17 protein-coding genes, 1 other RNA gene and 1 pseudogene are annotated in these 18,739 nt (G+C 68.5%); 10 read left to right on the plus strand and 9 right to left on the minus strand.

Annotation, left to right across the window (positions count from 1 at the left end):
* Positions 1-131 precede the first annotated feature (131 nt).
* The 6 genes from QQK43_RS07450 to QQK43_RS07475 all read left to right on the plus strand — a co-directional run bounded on the left by QQK43_RS07450 (position 132) and on the right by QQK43_RS07475 (position 5,876).
* Positions 132-1,055 carry an ABC transporter permease gene (locus QQK43_RS07450; RefSeq protein ID WP_284307245.1) on the plus strand — a complete coding sequence of 308 codons (924 nt, stop codon included), beginning with the start codon at positions 132-134 and terminating at the stop codon, positions 1,053-1,055.
* On the plus strand, positions 1,055-1,945 hold the full coding sequence (locus QQK43_RS07455) for an ABC transporter permease (protein ID WP_234265641.1): 891 nt from the start codon (positions 1,055-1,057) through the stop codon (positions 1,943-1,945). Before QQK43_RS07450 ends, QQK43_RS07455 begins: the two co-directional genes overlap by 1 nt.
* Positions 1,942-2,652, plus strand: coding sequence for a GntR family transcriptional regulator (locus QQK43_RS07460; RefSeq protein ID WP_284307246.1), 711 nt, complete (start codon positions 1,942-1,944; stop codon positions 2,650-2,652). The genes QQK43_RS07455 and QQK43_RS07460 overlap by 4 nt, the downstream gene beginning before the upstream one ends.
* Positions 2,653-2,656: 4 nt before the next feature.
* Positions 2,657-3,442, plus strand: a complete 786-nt coding sequence (locus tag QQK43_RS07465; RefSeq protein ID WP_284307248.1) for an aspartate/glutamate racemase family protein — start codon at positions 2,657-2,659, stop codon at positions 3,440-3,442.
* A 223-nt stretch (positions 3,443-3,665) separates the two neighbouring features.
* The gene (locus tag QQK43_RS07470; protein ID WP_284307250.1) at positions 3,666-5,444 is read left to right on the plus strand and encodes an MBL fold metallo-hydrolase; all 1,779 of its coding nucleotides are present in this window, start codon (positions 3,666-3,668) and stop codon (positions 5,442-5,444) included.
* A gap of 9 nt (positions 5,445-5,453) precedes the next feature.
* Positions 5,454-5,876 (plus strand): low affinity iron permease family protein, encoded by a 423-nt coding sequence (locus QQK43_RS07475; protein WP_284307251.1) that lies wholly within the window; start codon positions 5,454-5,456, stop codon positions 5,874-5,876.
* 110 nt (positions 5,877-5,986) lie between these two features.
* Here QQK43_RS07475 and QQK43_RS07480 read toward each other — a convergent pair.
* Positions 5,987-6,294 (minus strand): annotated as a pseudogene (locus QQK43_RS07480) (IS110 family transposase); the annotation flags it as partial.
* 140 nt (positions 6,295-6,434) lie between these two features.
* Here QQK43_RS07480 and QQK43_RS07485 point away from each other — a divergent pair.
* Complete coding sequence (locus QQK43_RS07485) at positions 6,435-6,731, plus strand: hypothetical protein (RefSeq protein ID WP_284307252.1); 297 nt, start codon at positions 6,435-6,437, stop codon at positions 6,729-6,731.
* A gap of 141 nt (positions 6,732-6,872) precedes the next feature.
* On the opposite strand, the gene rnpB is transcribed toward QQK43_RS07485, so the two are convergent.
* From rnpB to QQK43_RS07500, 3 genes are all read right to left on the minus strand, one after another.
* An RNA gene (gene rnpB, locus QQK43_RS07490) (RNase P RNA component class A) lies at positions 6,873-7,208 on the minus strand.
* A 157-nt stretch (positions 7,209-7,365) separates the two neighbouring features.
* Positions 7,366-8,730 (minus strand): MATE family efflux transporter, encoded by a 1,365-nt coding sequence (locus QQK43_RS07495; RefSeq protein ID WP_234263909.1) that lies wholly within the window; start codon positions 8,728-8,730, stop codon positions 7,366-7,368.
* 50 nt (positions 8,731-8,780) lie between these two features.
* A complete protein-coding gene (locus tag QQK43_RS07500; protein WP_234263911.1) occupies positions 8,781-9,377 on the minus strand; it encodes a DUF2239 family protein in 597 nt (198 codons plus the stop codon).
* 122 nt (positions 9,378-9,499) lie between these two features.
* Here QQK43_RS07500 and QQK43_RS07505 point away from each other — a divergent pair, with 122 nt between their 5' ends.
* Positions 9,500-11,320, plus strand: a complete 1,821-nt coding sequence (locus QQK43_RS07505) for an NAD(P)/FAD-dependent oxidoreductase (RefSeq protein WP_234263912.1) — start codon at positions 9,500-9,502, stop codon at positions 11,318-11,320.
* Positions 11,321-11,443: 123 nt separating this feature from the next.
* Positions 11,444-12,034 (plus strand): glycine zipper 2TM domain-containing protein, encoded by a 591-nt coding sequence (locus tag QQK43_RS07510; RefSeq protein WP_284307253.1) that lies wholly within the window; start codon positions 11,444-11,446, stop codon positions 12,032-12,034.
* Between the two features lie 85 nt (positions 12,035-12,119).
* On the opposite strand, the gene htpX is transcribed toward QQK43_RS07510, so the two are convergent.
* The 5 genes from htpX to QQK43_RS07535 all read right to left on the minus strand — a co-directional run bounded on the left by htpX (position 12,120) and on the right by QQK43_RS07535 (position 17,258).
* Entirely contained in the window at positions 12,120-12,989 is an 870-nt protein-coding gene (gene htpX, locus QQK43_RS07515; protein WP_284307254.1) for a protease HtpX, read from the minus strand.
* 99 nt (positions 12,990-13,088) lie between these two features.
* Positions 13,089-14,474 carry a glutamine synthetase family protein gene (locus QQK43_RS07520; protein WP_284307255.1) on the minus strand — a complete coding sequence of 462 codons (1,386 nt, stop codon included), beginning with the start codon at positions 14,472-14,474 and terminating at the stop codon, positions 13,089-13,091.
* On the minus strand, positions 14,471-15,259 hold the full coding sequence (locus tag QQK43_RS07525) for a DUF3025 domain-containing protein (protein ID WP_284307256.1): 789 nt from the start codon (positions 15,257-15,259) through the stop codon (positions 14,471-14,473). The genes QQK43_RS07520 and QQK43_RS07525 overlap by 4 nt, the downstream gene beginning before the upstream one ends.
* Before the next feature lie 4 nt (positions 15,260-15,263).
* Positions 15,264-16,301 (minus strand): dihydroorotase, encoded by a 1,038-nt coding sequence (gene pyrC, locus QQK43_RS07530; RefSeq protein ID WP_284307257.1) that lies wholly within the window; start codon positions 16,299-16,301, stop codon positions 15,264-15,266.
* A 9-nt stretch (positions 16,302-16,310) separates the two neighbouring features.
* Positions 16,311-17,258 (minus strand): LysR family transcriptional regulator, encoded by a 948-nt coding sequence (locus QQK43_RS07535; RefSeq protein ID WP_284307258.1) that lies wholly within the window; start codon positions 17,256-17,258, stop codon positions 16,311-16,313.
* Positions 17,259-17,378: 120 nt separating this feature from the next.
* On the opposite strand from QQK43_RS07535, the gene aptA reads away from it, so the two are divergent.
* Positions 17,379-18,725, plus strand: coding sequence for an omega-aminotransferase AptA (aptA, locus tag QQK43_RS07540; protein ID WP_284307259.1), 1,347 nt, complete (start codon positions 17,379-17,381; stop codon positions 18,723-18,725).
* Positions 18,726-18,739: the final 14 nt, after the last annotated feature.

An 18,739-nucleotide genomic window follows, 5' to 3' on the forward strand; every position in this document is an offset into this window, starting at 1 on the left:
GCGGCGCGTCACCCCCCTGAGGGGGCGCCACTGGTGGCCCGGCCAAGCCGGTTCCGCGGTGGCGTGGAGGAGGCTTCGCTGTGCTCGCCGCGCTGCGCCCTCCGCTCTTCCCTGTTTGATCGAGTCATTCCATGAGCAGTCCCTCCACCTCCACCGCAGCGCTGGTCACCGACAGCCCCAACCGCACCGTGCCGGCCTGGTGGCAGGCCACGCCATACACGCTGGTGTTCGTGCTGTTCTTCCTGATCCCGCTGGGCCTGGTGCTGATGGTCAGCTTCTGGGACTTCAACGAATACGAGCTGATCCCGGCCTTCACGGTCCGCAATTACCTGTCCATCTTCGAGGGCTGCTCCACGCTCACCGACCACGGTGACTTCTGCGTCACGCTCTCGACCTACCTGTCCACGCTCAAGTTCAGCTTCCTGGTCTGGCTGATCACGCTGGTGCTGGGCTTTGCCGTCGCCTACTTCCTGGCCTTCCACGTGCGCTCGTCCGGCATGCAGACGGCCCTGTTCGTGCTCTGCACCGTGCCGTTCTGGACCTCCAACGTGATCCGCATGATCTCGTGGGTGCCGCTGCTGGGCCGCAACGGCCTGGTCAACCAGAGCCTGCAGGGCATCGGCCTGATCGATCAGCCCATCGAGTGGCTGCTGTTTTCCGATTTCTCGGTGGTGCTGGCCTTCGTCCACCTCTACACCATGTTCATGATCGTGCCCATCTTCAACAGCATGATGCGCATCGACCGCAGCCTGCTGGAAGCCGCCAGCGATGCTGGCGCGAGCGCCTGGCAGACGCTGTGGAACGTGATCGTGCCGCTGTGCAAGACCGGCATCATCATCGGCTCGATCTTCGTCATCACCATCGTCATGGGCGACTTCGTGACCATCGGCGTCATGGGAGGCCAGCAGATCGCCTCGGTCGGCAAGATCATCCAGGTGCAGACCAGCTACCTGCAATTCCCGCTGGCGGCCGCCAACGCCGTGATCCTGCTGGCGGTGGTGCTCATGATCATCTGGGGCCTGACGCGCCTCGTGGACATCCGGAAGGAACTGTGATGCGCGAACCCCGCTCGGCCGGCTTCTGGCCACTGGCCATCGTCTTCGCCCTGTTCGTGCTGTTCATGTACGGACCGATGTTTGTGATCTTCGTGCTCTCCTTCCAGGGCCCCGAAGGCGGCCTGACCTTTCCGCTGCGCGGTTTCTCGCTGCACTGGTTCCGCCAGCTCGCCGAAGGCCTGGGCACGGTGGACATCGGCGCCGCCTTCCGGCGTTCGCTCGCGGTCGGCGTGGTCGTCATGGGCCTGACCGTGTTGCTGTCGGTGCTGGCGGGCCTGGCTTTCCGCAAGAAGCTGCGCGGGGGCAACGCCCTGTTCTACGTGACGGTTGCCAGCCTGATCATGCCGTCCATCATCGTGTCGCTGGGCATCGGCCTGCAGTTCCGGCTGCTCGACGGCGGCATCAAATGGCTGCTTGAAGCGGTGGGGGCAACCGAAACCCTGGAAAATTACGGCACCGCGCTCGGCCTGTTCACCTCGGCCCTGGGCGCCCACCTGACCTGGACGCTGCCCTTCGGCCTGCTCATCATGTTCGCCGTCTTCAACCGCTTCAACCCTGCCTACGAGGAAGCCGCCCGCGACCTCGGCGCCACGCCCTGGCAGACCTTCCGCCACGTGGTGTTCCCGCTGATCGCGCCCTCGGTCATCGGCGTCGGCATGTTCGGCTTCACGCTGAGCTGGGACGAAATCGCCCGCACCTCGCAAGCCATCGGCGACGTCAACACGCTGCCGCTGGAACTGCAGGGCCTCACGTCCACCGTCACCACACCGGCGATCTACGCGCTGGGCACGGTCACCACCGTCGTCTCCTTCCTGGTGATGGCCGTGGCCGTCGGGTTGGCCATGGCGCTGGGCCGGCGCTCTCGCCAGCGCGGGAGGGTGCCGTCTTGACCCCCCTGGAAGTGCCGCCCGCCAGCCCCAGCGATGCCGAGATCTACGAACGCATGATCAACGCCATCCTCGACCACCAGTTGCCGCCGGGCACCAAGCTGGTGGAAGACCGGCTGGCCGGCGCCTTCGGCGTCTCGCGCACGCGCATCCGCCCGGTGCTGGTGCGGCTGGCCAACGAGCAGGTCGTCACGCTCACGCCCAACCGCGGCGCCACCATCACGCGCCCGAGCGAGCAGGAGGCGCGCGAGGTGTTCGAAGTCCGGCGCCTGATCGAGCCCACACTGACCGAACGCTTCATCCACAACGCCTCGCGCACCGACATCCAGCAACTGACGCAAACCATCCGCGACGAAGAAACCGCCCGCGCCGCCGGCGACATGCGCCGCGCCATCCGCCTGTCGGGCAACTTCCACCTGCTGCTGGCCGAACGTTCGGGCCACCAGACCATGGGCCGGATCCTGCGCGAGCTGGTTTCGCGCACCTCGCTGATCCTGATGACCTACAGCCCGCCGCACAGCCAGGCGCGCGAAGAAGCCACCGCCTGTGGCTGCGCCGAACACCGCGCGCTGCTGGCCGCCATCAAGCTCAAAGACGCGCGCGAAGCCGCCCGCCTGATGCGCGAACACCTGGAGCGGCTCGAAGCGCAGCTGGTGTTCGGCAAGGCCGAGCCCGAAGCCCTCGATCTGGCCCGCCTTTTTGCGGCCTGACACCATGCGCCAACTGCTGGTCATCAACCCCAACACGTCGGCGCGCGTGAGCGCGCTGCTGCAGCAGCACGTGCAGGCCGCCGCCGGTTCGCACGTGCAGGTGCGCACCGTCACGGCCCGCTTCGGCGCGCCCTACATCGCCGACGAAGCCAGCTACGCGATCGCGGCGCACGCAGCGCTCGACGCCTGGGCCGCAGCGCTGGCCGACACCGCCTCGCCGCCGCCCGACAGCGTGCTCATCGGCTGCTTCGGCGACCCGGGCCTGATGGCGCTGCGCGAATCCAGCCCGGCGCCGGTCACCGGTCTGGCCGAGGCCGCCTTCATCGAAGCCGCGCGCCATGGCCGCTACGCCATCGTCACCGGCGGCGAGCGCTGGGGCCCCATGCTGCAGCGCCTGGCGCAGGCCCTGGGCCAGGCCCAGCAACTCGCTGGCATCCACACCGTGGTGCCCACCGGCGCCCAACTCGCGGCCGACCCCGACGCCGCACACCGCCTGCTGGGCCAGGCTTGCCGCGACGCCGCGCACCAGTTGGGCGTGCAGGCGGTGATCCTTGGCGGCGCCGGGCTCGCGGGCATGGCCGCTGCGGTGCAGTCCGCCGTGCCGGTGCCCGTGATCGACAGCGTGATCGCAGGCACCCACTGGGCGCTGCGCACCCCGCCCCTGCCACCCCAGCGCGCGACGCCGGGCTTCGACATCGCCTGGGAAGGGCTGTCGCCCGAGATGGTGGCGATGAGTGGTGAGCCCCCACGCTCCACCGCTGCGCGGGTCGCTGCCCCCCAAGGGGGCTGACCCCGCCTTGGGGCGGCCCGGCGGCAGGGTCGGTGAGCCCTTACCCTCCACCGCTGCAAGGTCGCCGACGCACACACACCGTCATTCCCGCGCAGGCGGGAATCCAGCCGCTTCAGGGCAGCCGGAGCCAAATACCCTCCACGCGCGCGGCCTTTTGCCCCACCCGCGCAAACCCCGATCCCCTGCGACAGCGCCGCGCACCCGGGCGACGCACAATGTCGCCATGGTCCGCCCCACCCAACTCCTGCACCCCCAGCGCACCCCTGTCGCCGTGCGCCCCGCCGCCACCGTCCTGCTGCTGCGCGACAGCCCGCAAGGCCTTGAAGTGCTGATGACGCGCCGCTCCATGACGGCCAGTTTCGCGCCCGGCGCCTACGTCTTCCCCGGCGGCGGCATCGACGCCGCCGACGCCCAGGGCCACGCCCTGTCCACCCGGCGCCCGACCCAGAGCGACACGCGCCTGACGCAGGCCATCGCCGCCATCCGTGAAAGCTTTGAAGAGCTGGGCGTGCTGCTGGCTCGCCGCGCCGACGGCAGCTTCCTGAACACCGCACAAATCGCCGCGCTCGACCGCCGCGCGCCGTTCGCCGAGCAGTGCGCAGCCCAGGGCCTGACCCTGGCCGGCGCCGAGGTCTTCGTGCTCGCGCACTGGGTCACCGACCGCGACCTGCCCAAGCGCTTCGACGTGCCCTTCCTGGCCGCGCGCATGCCCGAAGGGCAGGAGCCGGTGGCCGACGAATCGGAGCAGTTCGAGCCCGTCTGGGTGCGCCCGGCCGACGCGCTGGCGCGCCACGCCGCCGGCCAGTTCTTCATCATCTTTCCCACCATCCGCACGCTGGAGCGGCTGCAGGCCTACGCCACGGTGGACGCGGTTCTGAGAGCCTGTGGCCAGTCGCTCGCCGGGCCGCCCCAAGAGCGACTGCACCCCCTCGGGGGGCGTGGCGAAGCCAGGGTCGGGGGCCAGGTTCTCGACGAACCGCTGTTCACCAGTTGCCCGCGCGCCGGCCTCATGAATGGCCACGAGTCGCGCCACATGGAACACGAAATGCCCTTCGGTGAACTGGCCCTGGTCAGCCCCGACGGCCAGATCGTGCACGAGCTGGCCTGGCAGCACGAACGCCCCGTGCCCCTGCTCAAGAACGTGCAGCGCCTGACCGCGCCCAACCCCGGCTTCATGACCGGCCCGGGCACCAACAGCTACCTGGTCGGCGACCCGGCCACCGGCCACATCGCCATCGACCCGGGCCCGGCTGACCCAGTACATGTGGAACGCCTGTGGCGCGCGGCGGGGGGCGACATCCGCGCCATCGTCTGCACGCACTCACACGCCGACCACTCCCCCGGTGCGCCGCTGCTGCAAGCCCTGTGCGAACAAGGTGGCAAGGGCAAACCACCCATCCTGGGCCTGCCCAGTGCCGACACCGCCCGCGCCAACAGCCAGTTCACACCCGAGCGCGCGCTGGCCGACGCCGAACGCCTGGTGCTGCGCACCCCCGACGGTGCGGTGGCGCACACCCTGCAAGTGGTCCACACCCCCGGCCACGCCGCCAACCACCTGTGCCTGCTGCTCGAAGAGGACGGCCTGCTGTTCAGCGGCGACCACATCCTCAACGGCAGCACCACCGTGATCGACCCGCCCGACGGCCACATGGGCGCCTACCTCGACGCGCTCGACAAGCTCGACCGCCTGTGCGAAGCGCACGGCGTGCACTTCATCCTGCCTGCCCATGGTTATGTGCTGGGCGACCACCAGCGCAGCGCCGAGCAGCCGGGCAGCCCCGAACACGGCGGCGCCCGCGCCGCCATCGCCCACCTGAAAGCCCACCGCCTGGCGCGCGAAGCCAAGATCGCCCGCGCCATGCAGGCCGCGCCCGACGGCACACTGGACGACTGGGTGAAGATCGCCTACGACGACGTGCCCGAACGCCTGTGGCCGGTGGCCAAGCGCTCCATGCTCGCGCACGTGGAACGGATCCAGAGTCTGGGCGGGTTCAACGCCTGAAGGATTCCCATGACACCCCGCATCGACCGACACGCCTGGTACTCCCGCTTCGCCAAGGCGGCTGCGCGCTTCTCCGGACGCCCGCGCATCTTCACCCTGGCCGTCGCCATGATCGGCGTCTGGCTGGTGACGGGGCCGCTGTTTCACTTCAGCGACACCTGGCAACTGGTGATCAACACCAGCACCACCATCGTCACTTTTCTGATGGTGTTCCTCATCCAGAACACCCAGAACCGCGACACCGAGGCGATCCAGGTCAAGCTCGACGAACTGATCCGCGTCACCCAGGGTGCGCACAACGCCCTGCTGGCGCTGGAGGAACTGGAAGAAGAGGAACTCGACGCCTTCAAGGCCCGGTACCTGGCACTGGCGGCCGAAGCCCGCGCCCGCCTCGACCTCGGCGCACCGGACACCGACACGCCCGAGGCCTGACCCCACCGCCTCGCCAAGCGCATCGCGTTCGTCTCCCATATTCATGGCAACCTGCCCGCGCTGCGGGGGGCGCAAGACGGGTGAATGTGTGGCATCAAACGTGGCGGATGAGACGCAGATGGCAGCGGCGTCGGCCGCGTCGTGCTCGCCGCGCTTGCCCGAGAGGCGGTAGGGGATGACGAACTTGGGCGCCATCAGGCGCACGGTGTGACCGAACCGAGCAAACTCACGCGCCCAATGGTGGGCGCCGGAGCAGGCCGCCATGCTGATCACGCACGGCGGCAGCGAGGCGATGAGTTCGAGCAGCGTGGCTGCGCGGCACACGGGGACGCACCAGCGCGGGCTTGCCTGCTTCGTCCACGCCGTGAACGGCAAAGACGTTCTTTGCCAGATCGATGCCAACGGATACGATTGCCATGGCCTTCCCCTTCCAACAAACGAGTGAGTTGATGAGAGTTCGCACTTCCCATCGTGGCACCTGGATGCCGTACCCCGCAAATGCGCGGATCACCCGGGACGGGGAAGTCCCTTTCATTCGTTAGACCTCAGAACCAGCACATGGCCATCATCGGTCGCAAGCCAATCACCATCCCACCTTGGGTGAGGATTGCCATCGCGCTCGTGGTCGCGACTGTGCTCACACTGGTCGCCCTCTCGTTGACGTTCGGCAATTCGGGAAACATCGGTGGAAAGGCCGCTCTAACCGGAGCCGTTCTGGTGCTACCCCTCGTCTTGGCCACAAAGTCCGAGTGGTCCGCTGGCGTGTCCATCGCCTTCGCGTTCGTAACTTACTTTTTAGTGTGCATGGCCGCGGTGTGGTTCTTCACGCGCGAAAAGCGTGTCCAAGGTGAGTAGGCAACAGAATGCCGGACGGACTGAGGTCCAACAGGTCGTTCGCCGCAGACACGCGGCGGCATTGCGCCGCCAAGCGGAGGTTCACCAGCATGCCAGACGGAGCAATGCCAATGCGTGCGTGATGAAGTGGGGGCAATAAAAGTGTGAAGCGCACCGATAAGCCGGATTCTGTGCATGCAGGTTGCCCCGCATGTGACCGCCATTTCTCTGGGCCGGGGGTCGCCCACCCGGCTCGATGCTACCTACCCGCCAGCTCCGCGGAACCACATCAACGCTGGCCTATTTGGTATTGCTGCGCGTAGAGATTGCCCGTTTCACCCGAACTGAATCGGCTCGTCTCTGTTGCTCTGATCCTCACCTTAGGGTCTTGCGACTGGTCGGTGGAGAGGTGTTACCTCCTACGCTGTCCTGTGCAGTCCGGACGTTCCTCCAGCACACCCTTTCGGGTCTCGTGCCAGCGGCGGTCTGGCGCGCTTCACGGGCCGGATTATCCCGCAACCGTGCGGCGAAATTGCGGGGTGGCCCAGATTCAAGCGCCGGGCCGCCGCGGCCTTGCTGGATGCCCGCCTGCGCGGGCATGACGGAGTTGGGGGGCAGCGACCCGCGCAGCGGCGGAGCGTGGGGGCCACATTCATCACACCAGCCGCCGGATCTCCTTGTGGCGCCAGACACCGTGGTAGTACGCCGTCTGCAGCCCCAGCATCACGAGGTAGGCCACCGGGAAGCCCAGCCAGATGCCGGGCAGGCCCATGCGTGCGTCGAGCGCCCAGGCCACCCCGGTCTGCACGACGATGATGCAGAAGATGGTGATGAGGGTGGGCACCAGCACCACGCCGCTGGCGCGCATCAGCCCGCCGATGACGGCCTGGAAGCCGAAGATCAGGATGCTCCAGAGCATGATGTGCAGGAAGTGTTCGGCCTGCGCCAGCACGTTTTCCTGCGTCAGGAACAGGCCCAGGAACACGCGCGACAGCGCGTAACCCAGCAGCACCAGCCCGCCAGTGATCGCCACGTTGAGCCACAGGCCGGTCTTGAGGATGCGCCCCAGCCGTTCGTTGGCGCCGGCACCGATGGCCTGCGCCGCCAGGATGGAGGCGGTGATGGCGATGGACAGCGCCGGGAACTGCACGTAGTTCACCACCTGCGTGACGGCGCCATAGGCCGCGGTGGCTTCGGAGCCGTGGCGGTTCACCAGGGTCAGGATCACCAGTTCCGACACCGAGATCACCACCATCTGCACGCCCGTGGGCAGGCCGATGCGCAGCACCTTGGCAAGCACGGCGCGGTCCAGCCGGAAGGCGGCGAGCAGGTGGCGGTCGGGCGCCATCACGTGGCCGAGCCGGCGCAGGCGCACCGCCAGGAAAGCCAGCGCCGCCAGGGTCGAGATGAAGCCGGCCACCGCCGCACTCAGGATGCCCAGTTGCGGCAAACCGAGCCAGCCGCGGATGAAGGCCGGCGTCAGCAGCAGCCCCAGGCTGGTGGAAATGGCCAGCGCCATGAGCGGCGAGACGGTGTCGCTCACGCCGCGCAGCAACTGGGTGAACAGGATGAACACCAGCAGCACGGGCATCATGAGCATCATCACCCGCGCATAGCGCAGCGCGTCTTCCAGAACGTCGGGCGGGGTGCCCAGGGCCTGCATGGCTTCGCGGGCGAACACGGCGCCCAGCACCGCCGCCACCAGGCCGATGAGGGCGCCCAGCGCCAGCGCAGCGCCCGTGATCTGGCGCACCTTGCCCGGTTCGCGGGCGCCCCAGGCCTGGCCCACCAGCACCGAAGCGCCCGCGCCCAGCCCGATGACCAGCGAGATGAAGAAGAACACGATGGGGAACATGCCCGCCACCGCCGCCAGCGCGTGGGTGCCCAGCATCTGGCCGATGTAGATGCCGTTGAGCGTGCCCGACAGCCCTTGCAGGATGTTGGACAGGATCATGGGCACAAGGAAGATGAGGTAGACGCGCCACAGCGGCGGGGGCGTCTGGGGAATCGAAGCGGTCATGAAAACCCAGTCAAAAAAATTCGGCGGGGTGCCACATGGGGCGGTGTGGGTCAGGGGGCCACGTCAAAGGCGTCGCGGGCCAGCCAGGCGAGGTGGCCTTTCACGTCGGCCGGCCAGCCGGTGGTCTGGCGGTGGAAGCCGGCGCCGTCGCCCGCAAACAGGGCGCGGCAGGCCTCTTCAAACCCGGGCCAGTCGGCCGTCATGGCGCTCATGAAACGGTAGGCGCGCTCGCGCGCCAGGCGCTGGGCGTCGGCTTGCACCTGGCTGCGGCGGGCTTCGTCCACCAGCCGCCGCAGGGTGGCGGATGCCCCCCCGCGCTGTTGCGCCAGCCAGGCCCAGTGGCGCGGCAGCAGCGTCACTTCGCGCGCCACCACGCCCAGCCGCGGCCGGCCGACCGATGCGCCACTGTCCGGCGCGGCGCCGTCTGCCGCAGCGTCCTCGGGCTCGCCGGTGCCGGCGGGCCAGGGGTGGTCGACCTGGGCGCCAGTGCCGTCATCAAACACCAGCAGGCGCTCGTCGGACGCGGGCAGGTCGGCCAGCGCCCGGGCAACGTCGGCATACCGGCCCTGCGCCACGCGGCGCGGACCGAGGAAGGCCGAGCAGGTCGGCCAGGGTTCGGCAGGGGTATCGGGGGTTTCGGTGAGCATGGCGCGCATTATATCCGGGTATTTTATTTTTACCCGGGCTAAATAAAACCTGCGTCCACCGCTGGCACGGCGACAATAGCGGGCCACGACCGTCCTGCTTGATCACTACAAGCCCCACGACCATGATCCGCATTGCCGAACTGAAACTGCCCCTGGCCGAGGTGCCTTTCGAGCACCGCCGCGCCGCCGACGCCCCCACCGAAACCGACGACGACCGCGCGCCACCGCCCCATCCGGTCGAGGCGCTGACGCGCCTGGCGGCGCAGGCCCTGGGGGTCGACCCGGCCGCCATCGCCAGCCTGCAGGTGTTCAAGCGCAGCTTCGACGCGCGCAAGGCCGATCTGCTGGCGGTCTACATCGTGGACGCGACGCTGGCCGATCCGGCGCTGGAGCCGCACCTGCTCGCGCAGCATGCGAAGAACCCGCACATCCAGCCCGCGCCCGACATGGCCTGGCACGCGCCCGGGCAGGCGCCGGCCGGCTGGCCGGTGCGCGAAGAAGACCGGCCGATCGTCGTGGGCCTGGGCCCCTGCGGGCTGTTCACCGCCCTGACCCTGGCACAGATGGGGTTCCGCCCCATCGTGCTGGAACGCGGCAAGCCGGTGCGTGAGCGCACCAAGGACACCTGGGGCCTGTGGCGCAAGAAGCAGCTCAACCCGCAGAGCAATGTGCAGTACGGCGAAGGCGGCGCGGGCCTGTTTTCCGACGGCAAGCTCTACAGCCAGATCAAGGACCCGCGCTTTCTGGGCCGCAAGGTGATGCAGGAATTCGTCGAGGCCGGCGCGCCGCCCGAAATCCTGTACCAGGCCCACCCGCACATCGGCACCTTCAAGCTGGTCAAGGTGGTCGAGACCATGCGCGAGAAGATCGTCGCGCTCGGCGGCGAGATCCGCTTCCAGCACCAGGTGACCGGTCTCCGGCTGGAGGCCGGCGGCGATGGCCGGCAGCAACTGGCCGCCCTAAGCGTGCGGCGCCTGGACACGGGCGACACCGTGGAACAGCCGGCGCGGCGCGTGGTGCTGGCCCTGGGCCACAGTTCGCGCGACACCTTCGCCCTGCTGCACGACGCGGGCGTGTTCCTGGAAGCCAAACCGTTTTCGGTCGGCTTTCGCATCGAACACCCGCAGGGCGTGATCGACCGCGCGCGCTGGGGCCGCCATGCCGGCCACCCGCTGTTGGGCGCGGCCGACTACAAGCTGGTGCACCACGCCCAAAACGGGCGTGCGGTCTACAGCTTCTGCATGTGCCCGGGCGGCACCGTGGTGGCGGCCACCAGCGAACCCGGCCGCGTCGTCACCAATGGCATGAGTCAGTATTCGCGCGCCGAGCGCAACGCCAACGCCGGCATGGTGGTGGGCATCGACCTGGCCGACTACCCCACGCACTTCCCGCAGGACCTGCCGCTGTGGACCGCCGCCTTCGGCGACACCGATGGCCCCCGCTACGCCCAGCAGGCCGAGGCCATGGCGGCGCAGGGCCAGACGCACCCGCTGGCGGGGATCGTGCTGCAGCGCGCGTTGGAAGCGCGCGCTTTCGAACTGGGCGGGCGCAGCTACGAAGCACCGGGCCAGAAGGTGGGCGACTTCCTCGCCGGCACCCCCTCGCGCGCCTTCGGCGAGGTGCAGCCTTCGTACAAACCGGGCGTGAAGCTGGGCGACCTGGCCCCCGCCCTGCCGGCCTACGCCATCGAGGCCATGCGCGAGGCGCTGCCGGTGTTCGGCCGCAAGATCAAGGGTTACGACATGCCCGACGCCATGCTCACAGGCGTGGAAACGCGCACCAGCTCACCACTGCGCATCACGCGCGGCGAAGACTTGCAGAGCCTGAACACGCGCGGCCTGTACCCGGCCGGCGAAGGCGCCGGGTACGCCGGCGGCATTCTGTCGGCGGGGGTGGACGGCGTGCGCATTGCGGAAGCGGTGGCGCGCGACCTGCTCGGCTGAGCCCCGCGCCGTCCCGCCCCTACACGGCGTTACATCTGCCGCACCAGCTTTACCTGCCTATCGGTGCGCCTTGACAGGGCACCGGCACGATGAAGGCTCCTTCAACCCAAGGAGTTCTTCATCATGAACCTCTCTCGCAAGCCCCTCCTGCTGCCCGTCATGGCGGGCGTGATCGCAGCATCCGCCACCGGCCTGGCCCAGGCCGGCAACGAGAAGGCCCGTGTGGTCAGCAGCACCCCGATCTACGAAACCGTGTCGGTTCCGCGCGAAGTCTGCCGCGCCGAGCAGGTGGTCGTGCCAGGCCGCTCCAGCGGCGCCGGCGCCATCATGGGCGGCATTGCCGGCGGTGCCATGGGCAATGCCATCGGCGGCGGCAGCGGCCGCGCCATCGCCACCGTGCTCGGGGTCGTGGGCGGCGCCGTGCTGGGCGACCGCATCGAAGGCCGTGGCCCGGCCACCACCCAGACCGTGCAACGCTGCCAGACCGAATACGTGAGCGAGCAACGCCCGGCCGGCTACAACGTGGTGTACGAATACGCTGGCCGGCGCTACAGCATGCAGACCGAACAGGCCCCGGGCCGTTACGTGAATGTGAACGTCACGCCCAGCGCCCCGGCCTACCGCCCGCAAGCCGGCTGGCAGCAACCGCAACCTGGCGTGATCCACATCGACGCCCAACCCCAGCCACGCGGACCCGGCCGCCACTGGTACTGACGCGCACGGCCACAGGGCCTGACCAGAAACGACAAACCCCGCCGATGGCGGGGTTTGTTTTGAGGGAAAACCGGAAGCCGGTGGGTCAGAGCTTCTGCAGCGCGGCGATGCGCTCTTCCATCGGTGGGTGGGTGCTGAACAGCTTGCCCAGGCCGCCGGCGATGCCCATGGCCTGCATGGTCTTGGGCAGCTCGCCCGGAGTCATGCCGCCCAGACGGGCCAGGGCATTGATCATGGGCTGCTTGCGGCCCATGAGCTGGGCGGCCCCGGCGTCGGCGCGGAATTCGCGCTGGCGGCTGAACCAGGCCACCACAATGGCGGCGGCAAAACCCAGCACGATGTCGAGCACGATGGTGGTGACCATGTAGCCGATGCCCGGGCCGCTGCTGTTGCTGTCGCCCCGGCGCAGGAAACTGTCCACCGCATAGCCGATGACGCGGCTGAGGAACACCACGAAGGTGTTCATCACGCCCTGGATCAGCGTCATGGTGACCATGTCGCCGTTGGCCACGTGGGCCACTTCGTGGCCGATCACGGCCTCGACCTCTTCGCGCGTCATGCCCTGCAGCAGACCGGTGGAAACGGCCACGAGCGCGCTGTTCTTGAAGGCGCCGGTGGCGAAGGCATTGGGAGCGCCGTCGTAGATACCCACTTCGGGCATGCCGATGCCGGCCTTTTCGGCGAACTTCTGGACCGTCTGCACGATCCAGGCCTCGTCGGCGGTCTGCGGCTGGTTGATGATGCGCACGCCCATGCTCATCTTCGCCATCATCTTGCTCATCAGCAGCGAGATGGTCGCGCCGCCAAAGCCGATGATCAGCGAGAAGCCGGCCAGCGCCGTCATGTTCAGGCCGTTGGCGGTCAGGTAGCGGTCGACCCCGAACAGGCGGGTCGTGATCAGCAGCACCGCCATGACGGCCACGTTGGTCAGGACAAACAAGAGGATGCGTTTCATGCAGGCTCCGTGGGGTTGAAAACAGGGATGAATGATAGTGGGGGCCGATCTGCCCCGTTTCAAGCGGAACGGCGGCCCATCTGCGGAGCAGTTCGGCGCTCAGACCTGGGGCAGCAGGAAGCGGCGTTCCCAGGCGGTGACTTCGCGCAGGAAATGCTCGTGCTCCAGGGTCTTGACGGCCAGATACCCGCGCACGAAACGTTCACCCAGCAAACGGGCAGCATGCCGGCTCGACGCCATCTGATTCAGCGCCGCGTCAAAGGTTCGCGGCAAGTCGCGCGCCTGATCGTAACCATTGCCCTGCACCGGCTCGGCGGGCTGGCAGCGCTCTTCCAGGCCGGCCAGCCCGGCCGCCAGCGTGGCGGCCATGGCCAGGTAGGGATTGGCATCGGCACCGGCCAGGCGGTTTTCCACCCGGCGTGCGGCCGGGCCGCTGACCGGCACGCGCAGGCCAGCGGTGCGGTTGTCGTGGCCCCACTGCACGTTGGTCGGCGCCTGGCTGCCGGCCACGTAGCGACGGTAGCTGTTGACGGTGGGCGCGTAGACCAGCATCAGGTCGGGCGTGTAGGCCTGCAACCCGCCGATGTAATGCCCGAAGGCCTCGGTCGCCGAGCCATCGGCGGCACTGAAAATGTTGCGCCCCTGCGCGTCGACCACGCTCTGGTGCAGGTGCATGGAGCTGCCGGCTTGCCCGGGCACGGGCTTGGCCATGAAGACGGCATTCAACCCCTGCTGCAGCGCGATCTCGCGCGCCGCGGTCTTGAACAGGAAGGCCTGGTCGGCCACCGCCACCGGATCGCCGTGCAGCAGGTTGATCTCGTACTGGTTCTCGCCCACCTCGTGCAGCCAGGTGTCGGCGCGGATGCCCAGACCGTCGATGGCGGCGTGAAAGGCGTCCCAGAACGGCGCCAGTTCGTTGAGCGCGTTCAGGCTGAAGGCCGACTGACCCACCTCGGGCCGACCGCCCTTGCCGGTCGGCGAGACCAGCGGCTGGGCCGGGTCGGTCATGGCGGCGGTCAGGTAGAACTCGATCTCGGGCGCGACCACCGGGGTCAGCCCGGCTGCGGCGTAGCGCGCGACCACGTTTTTGAGCACCGAACGCGGCGCGAACTCGCACAGGCTGCCGTCCATTTCATAGGCGTCGTGCACCGCCAGATAGCGCGGCACGCTGGCCCAGGGCGAGCGTTTGAGCGTGGCCAGATCGGGCACCAGACGCACGTCGGGATCGCTGTCGGGGAAGATGGGGTCGTAGCTGTATTCGCCGGTCACGCACTGCATCGGGATCGCCTGGCAGATGCGCAGCTCGGTGCCACCGGCAAAGCTCGCCGCCGGCATGAGCTTGCCACGCGGGTAGCCGGTGACGTCGGCGAACAGGCACTCGACGTCGCGCACGCCGATCTCTCGGAAGTGGGCGGCCAGGGTGGCGCGGTCGGCGTCCAGCGAGAGGTTCAGGTGGGACCAGGAAGCGGCGGCGGAAGAAGTCATGTCAGATGGGCGGTGGCGATTCGGGGCGGCCGGAACACGGTGTCGTCGTTGTAGAACGCCGGCTGCTGGTTGGCCGGCCACCAGCCCGGTACGCCCAGCACAGGCAGGGGGGTGAAGGGTTTGGTGGCCAGTTCGGCGGCCGTCAGGCGTGCTGCCAGCCAGTGGTCCCAGGCCGCCAAGTCGTCCCCCAGTTCGGTGGGCACGGGTGCACGGTAGACATGCCCGGTGATGGACTTGTAAGGCAAAACCAGCTTCTCCAGCAGCGCGTGCCCGAACGCTACCAGCCGCGTCTGCGCCCACAGGGGCCGCAGGTCCACGAAGAGCCGGGTCCACTCACGGGCGATCAAGGCGTCCCAGATCTCGTCGGGCGCCTGCAGCAGCACGGCGTTTTCGTCGAACAGGGTGATCGCGTCGCGCACCGGCCCGCGCACCTGGCCCACGCCCGCCTGCGCGATCTGTGCCGCCTGCAAGCGGTTGAGCAGGCGCTTGGTGGCCGGAAACCGTTGCCAGACCAGGCCGTTGAAGAAGTCGTGCAGGCCCTCGCGCGTGGGCACCGCGCCGGTCTCGAAGATGAACTGCTCGTAGGCCATGCCCTCGGGCAGCTCGCCCTGCGGCACGAAGCGTGGGCCGGCCGCCCCGACCTGCTGCGTCAGCGCCTGCGGCAGCGGCACGCCCCGCGCACAGGCCGCGCACACCGCCTCACCGGCGGTGGCAAAGGCGGCGTTCCAGGGCAGCGACCAGTCGGGCGAGGGCCTTGCCTGTTTCGCCCCGGTCGCGGCACACATGGTCTCAGCCCACCAGCTTCCAGGGCAGCGCTTCGCCCGAGCGCAGCGGCTTGAGCTCGGCTTCGCCGAAGGCAAAGCTCTCGGGCGGCGTCCAGCTTTCCTTGCGCAGGGTGATGGTGCCGCTGTTGCGTGGCAGGCCGTAGAAGGCCGGGCCGTTGAAGCTGGCGAAGGCTTCGAGCTTGTCGAGCGCGCCCGCAGCCTCGAAGGCCTCGGCGTACATCTCCATGGCGGCGTGCGCGGTGTAACAGCCGGCGCAGCCGGTGGCATGTTCCTTCAGGTGCGCCGGGTGCGGCGCGCTGTCGGTGCCCAGGAAAAACTTGGCACTGCCGCCCGTGGCCGCCACCATCAGGGCCTGGCGGTGGGTCTCGCGCTTGAGCACCGGCAGGCAGTAGTAGTGCGGGCGGATGCCGCCGGTGAAGATGGCGTTGCGGTTGTAGAGCAGATGGTGGGCGGTGATGGTGGCGCCCAGGTTGTCGCCCGCCTCGGCCACGTACTGCGCGGCTTCTTTCGTGGTGATGTGTTCCATCACGATCTTCAGGCCCGGGAAGTCCTTGCGCAGCGGTTCCAACTGCTGCTCGATGAACACCGCCTCGCGGTCGAACAGGTCGATGTCGGGGCTGGTCACCTCGCCGTGCACCAGCAGCAGCACGCCAGCCTTCTGCATGGCTTCGAGCGTTTTGTAGGTCTTGCGGATGTCGGTCACGCCCGCATCGCTGTTGGTGGTGGCGCCGGCCGGGTACAGCTTGCAGGCCACCACGCCGGCGTCCTTGGCGCGCGCGATCTCGTCGGCCGGCAAGTTGTCGGTCAGATACAGCGTCATCAGCGGCTCGAAGGCCACACCTGCGGGCACGGCGGCGCGGATGCGCTCGGCGTAGCCCGTCGCCTGGGCCGCGGTGGTCACCGGCGGCTTGAGGTTGGGCATGATGATGGCGCGGCCGAACTGGGCAGCCGTGTGGGGCACGACGGTGTTCAGGGCGGCGCCGTCGCGCACGTGCAGGTGCCAGTCGTCGGGGCGGGTGAGGGTCAGGGTGTCTGGGGTCATGGGGTCTGCTCAGGAGTCGGGCGGATTGTCCCATGGGACCTGCACGCCGTGCGCCGCCTCCAGGCAGCGCAGAAAGGTCTGTGCCAGCCGGTCGGACGTTGAAGAAGCCCGCGCCACCGCCACGAAATCCACGGTGTAACCCAGCTCGGCCAGCGCCACCCGGCGCATCTCTCCTTGCGCCACGAAGGGGGCGGCATAGTGGTCCGGCAGGAAGCCGACATAGCCGCCCGAGCGCACCAACAAGGCCACGGCTTCTTGGTCGTTGACCATGGCGCTGCGCTTGAGGCCGAAGCGCCGCGTCACCTCCATGTTCGGCGAATGGAAGGCCAGACCGGCACAGTCGGCCGGGCGCACATCGTCCAGCGCCACCGGATCGCGGGCGAACAGGGGATGCTCCCGGCCGCAGTAGAGGTGCATCTGCTCGTCGAACAGCGGTGTGTACTGCAGGCTTTGCGAACGGCGGTGGTCGGGGACCACGGCGAGGTGCAGTTGCCCGTCAATGACGCCAGGTTCGAGCACATTGAGTGCGCCGATGGTCAGCTCCAGCCGCACCTGCGGCGCCTGCGCCCGGAAAGCGCGCAAGGCGCGATCGATACGTGCCGCCGGGTTGGTCACCGTCTTGTCGAACAGCCCCAGCCGCAAGGTCCCGGTGAGTTGACCGTGCATCTGTCCGACATGGGTGCGGAACGATTCGAGCGCACCCAGCAGGTTCAGGGTGTCGGCGTGCACGCGCTGCCCTTCGTCCGTGAGCGCAAAACCGCCCCGGCCGCGCCGGCAGAGCACCAGGCCCAGGCGCTCCTCCAGGTCCTTGACGTGGCGGCTGATGGTCGAACGGCCGATGTTGAGCTCCAGCTCGGCCGCGGCCATGCCGCCGCAGTCCACCACCGCCTTGAACACTTTGAGCAGGCGGATGTCGGTGTCGCCCACCTGCCCCAGCCACGCCTTGGAATGCGCCACGATGCCCACCTTTCAAAGTTTCATGAATCTGCAACTGAACAGCGCCATGTTGCAGTTTAAAGAATGCGGTGAGCGCCGCACAATCGCGAGATTGTTTGCCCCTCCACAGGATTTGCCACCATGGACATGACCGATCTGAAAGCCACCGCCGGCCTGACCGCCGCCCAGCTCGACGCCCACTGGATGCCCTTTTCGGGCAACCGCCAGTTCAAGGCCGACCCTCGCCTCATCACGGGCGCCGAAGGCGTGCACCTGATCGACGCCCAGGGCCGCCGCATCCTCGACGGCCTCTCGGGCCTGTGGACCTGCGGCCTGGGCCATTGCCGCACCGAAATCAGCCAGGCCATCGCCCAGCAGGCGGCCACGCTGGACTACTCGCCGGCCTTCCAGTTCGGCCACCCAGCCGCCTTCCAGCTGGCCGAGAAGATCGTGCAGCACATGCCCGAGGGCCTGAACCACGTGTTCTACACGGGCTCGGGTTCGGAATCGGCCGACACCGCACTGAAGATGGCGCGCGCCTACTGGCGCCTCAAGGGCCAGGCCAGCAAAACGCGCTTCATCGGCCGCGAAAAGGGTTACCACGGGGTCAACTTCGGCGGCATCTCGGTCGGTGGCATCGGCGGCAACCGCAAGACCTTCGGCCAGGGCGTCGAGGCCGATCATCTGCCCCACACCCAGCCGGCGGCCGGTTCGTTCGTGAAGGGCATGCCCGCCGAAGGCGGCGAAGCACTGGCCAACCGCTTGCTGGACATCATCGCCCTGCACGACGCCAGCAACATCGCGGCCGTGATCGTCGAACCCTTCTCGGGCTCGGCCGGCGTGGTGATCCCGCCGGTGGGCTACCTGCAGCGCCTGCGCGAGATCTGCACGCAGAACAACATCCTGCTGATCTTCGACGAGGTCATCACCGGCTTCGGCCGCTGCGGCGCCTGGACCGGTGCCGAGGCTTTCGGCGTCACGCCCGACATCCTCAACTTCGCCAAGCAGATCACCAATGGCGCCGTGCCCCTGGGCGGCGTGGTCGCCACGTCCGACATCTACAACACCTTCCTGGCGGCGGGCGGACCGGACTACATGGTCGAGTTCGCGCACGGCTACACCTACTCGGCGCACCCGCTGGGCTGCGCCGCCGGTCTGGCCACGCTGGAGCTGCTGGAGCGGGAAGACGCGCCGGCCCAGGTGCGCGCCCTGGCGCCGCATTTCGAGCAGGCCGTGCACAGCCTGAAGGGCGCAAAACACGTCGTCGACATCCGCAACTACGGCCTGGCCGCTGGCCTGTCGATCGCGCACGCACCGGGCGAGCCCGCCCTGCGCCCCTACCAGGTGGCCATGCACTGCTGGAAGCAGGGTTTCTACGTGCGCTATGGCGCCGACACCATCCAGCTCGCGCCGCCCTTCGTCACCACGCCTGCCCAGGTCGACGCACTGGTGAATGCGGTGGGCGAAGCACTCGCCGCCACCGCCTGAGGCGGTCCGGCCGG

The sequence above is a fragment of the Hydrogenophaga electricum genome (assembly GCF_030160815.1).
Taxonomy (GTDB): Bacteria; Pseudomonadota; Gammaproteobacteria; order Burkholderiales; family Burkholderiaceae_C; genus Hydrogenophaga; species Hydrogenophaga electricum.

What these genes read in the sequence shown, in the direction of transcription:
- QQK43_RS07450 (WP_284307245.1), top strand. Translation starts at nt 132, where the DNA reads ATGAGCAGTCCCTCCACCTCCACCGCAGCGCTGGTCACCGACAGCCCC.
- QQK43_RS07455 (WP_234265641.1), top strand. Translation starts at nt 1,055, where the DNA reads ATGCGCGAACCCCGCTCGGCCGGCTTCTGGCCACTGGCCATCGTCTTC.
- QQK43_RS07465 (WP_284307248.1), top strand. Translation starts at nt 2,657, where the DNA reads ATGCGCCAACTGCTGGTCATCAACCCCAACACGTCGGCGCGCGTGAGC.
- QQK43_RS07470 (WP_284307250.1), top strand. Translation starts at nt 3,666, where the DNA reads ATGGTCCGCCCCACCCAACTCCTGCACCCCCAGCGCACCCCTGTCGCC.
- QQK43_RS07475 (WP_284307251.1), top strand. Translation starts at nt 5,454, where the DNA reads ATGACACCCCGCATCGACCGACACGCCTGGTACTCCCGCTTCGCCAAG.
- QQK43_RS07485 (WP_284307252.1), top strand. Translation starts at nt 6,435, where the DNA reads ATGGCCATCATCGGTCGCAAGCCAATCACCATCCCACCTTGGGTGAGG.
- QQK43_RS07495 (WP_234263909.1), bottom strand. Translation starts at nt 8,730, where the DNA reads ATGACCGCTTCGATTCCCCAGACGCCCCCGCCGCTGTGGCGCGTCTAC.
- QQK43_RS07500 (WP_234263911.1), bottom strand. Translation starts at nt 9,377, where the DNA reads ATGCTCACCGAAACCCCCGATACCCCTGCCGAACCCTGGCCGACCTGC.
- QQK43_RS07505 (WP_234263912.1), top strand. Translation starts at nt 9,500, where the DNA reads ATGATCCGCATTGCCGAACTGAAACTGCCCCTGGCCGAGGTGCCTTTC.
- QQK43_RS07510 (WP_284307253.1), top strand. Translation starts at nt 11,444, where the DNA reads ATGAACCTCTCTCGCAAGCCCCTCCTGCTGCCCGTCATGGCGGGCGTG.
- htpX (WP_284307254.1), bottom strand. Translation starts at nt 12,989, where the DNA reads ATGAAACGCATCCTCTTGTTTGTCCTGACCAACGTGGCCGTCATGGCG.
- QQK43_RS07520 (WP_284307255.1), bottom strand. Translation starts at nt 14,474, where the DNA reads ATGACTTCTTCCGCCGCCGCTTCCTGGTCCCACCTGAACCTCTCGCTG.
- QQK43_RS07525 (WP_284307256.1), bottom strand. Translation starts at nt 15,259, where the DNA reads ATGTGTGCCGCGACCGGGGCGAAACAGGCAAGGCCCTCGCCCGACTGG.
- pyrC (WP_284307257.1), bottom strand. Translation starts at nt 16,301, where the DNA reads ATGACCCCAGACACCCTGACCCTCACCCGCCCCGACGACTGGCACCTG.
- aptA (WP_284307259.1), top strand. Translation starts at nt 17,379, where the DNA reads ATGGACATGACCGATCTGAAAGCCACCGCCGGCCTGACCGCCGCCCAG.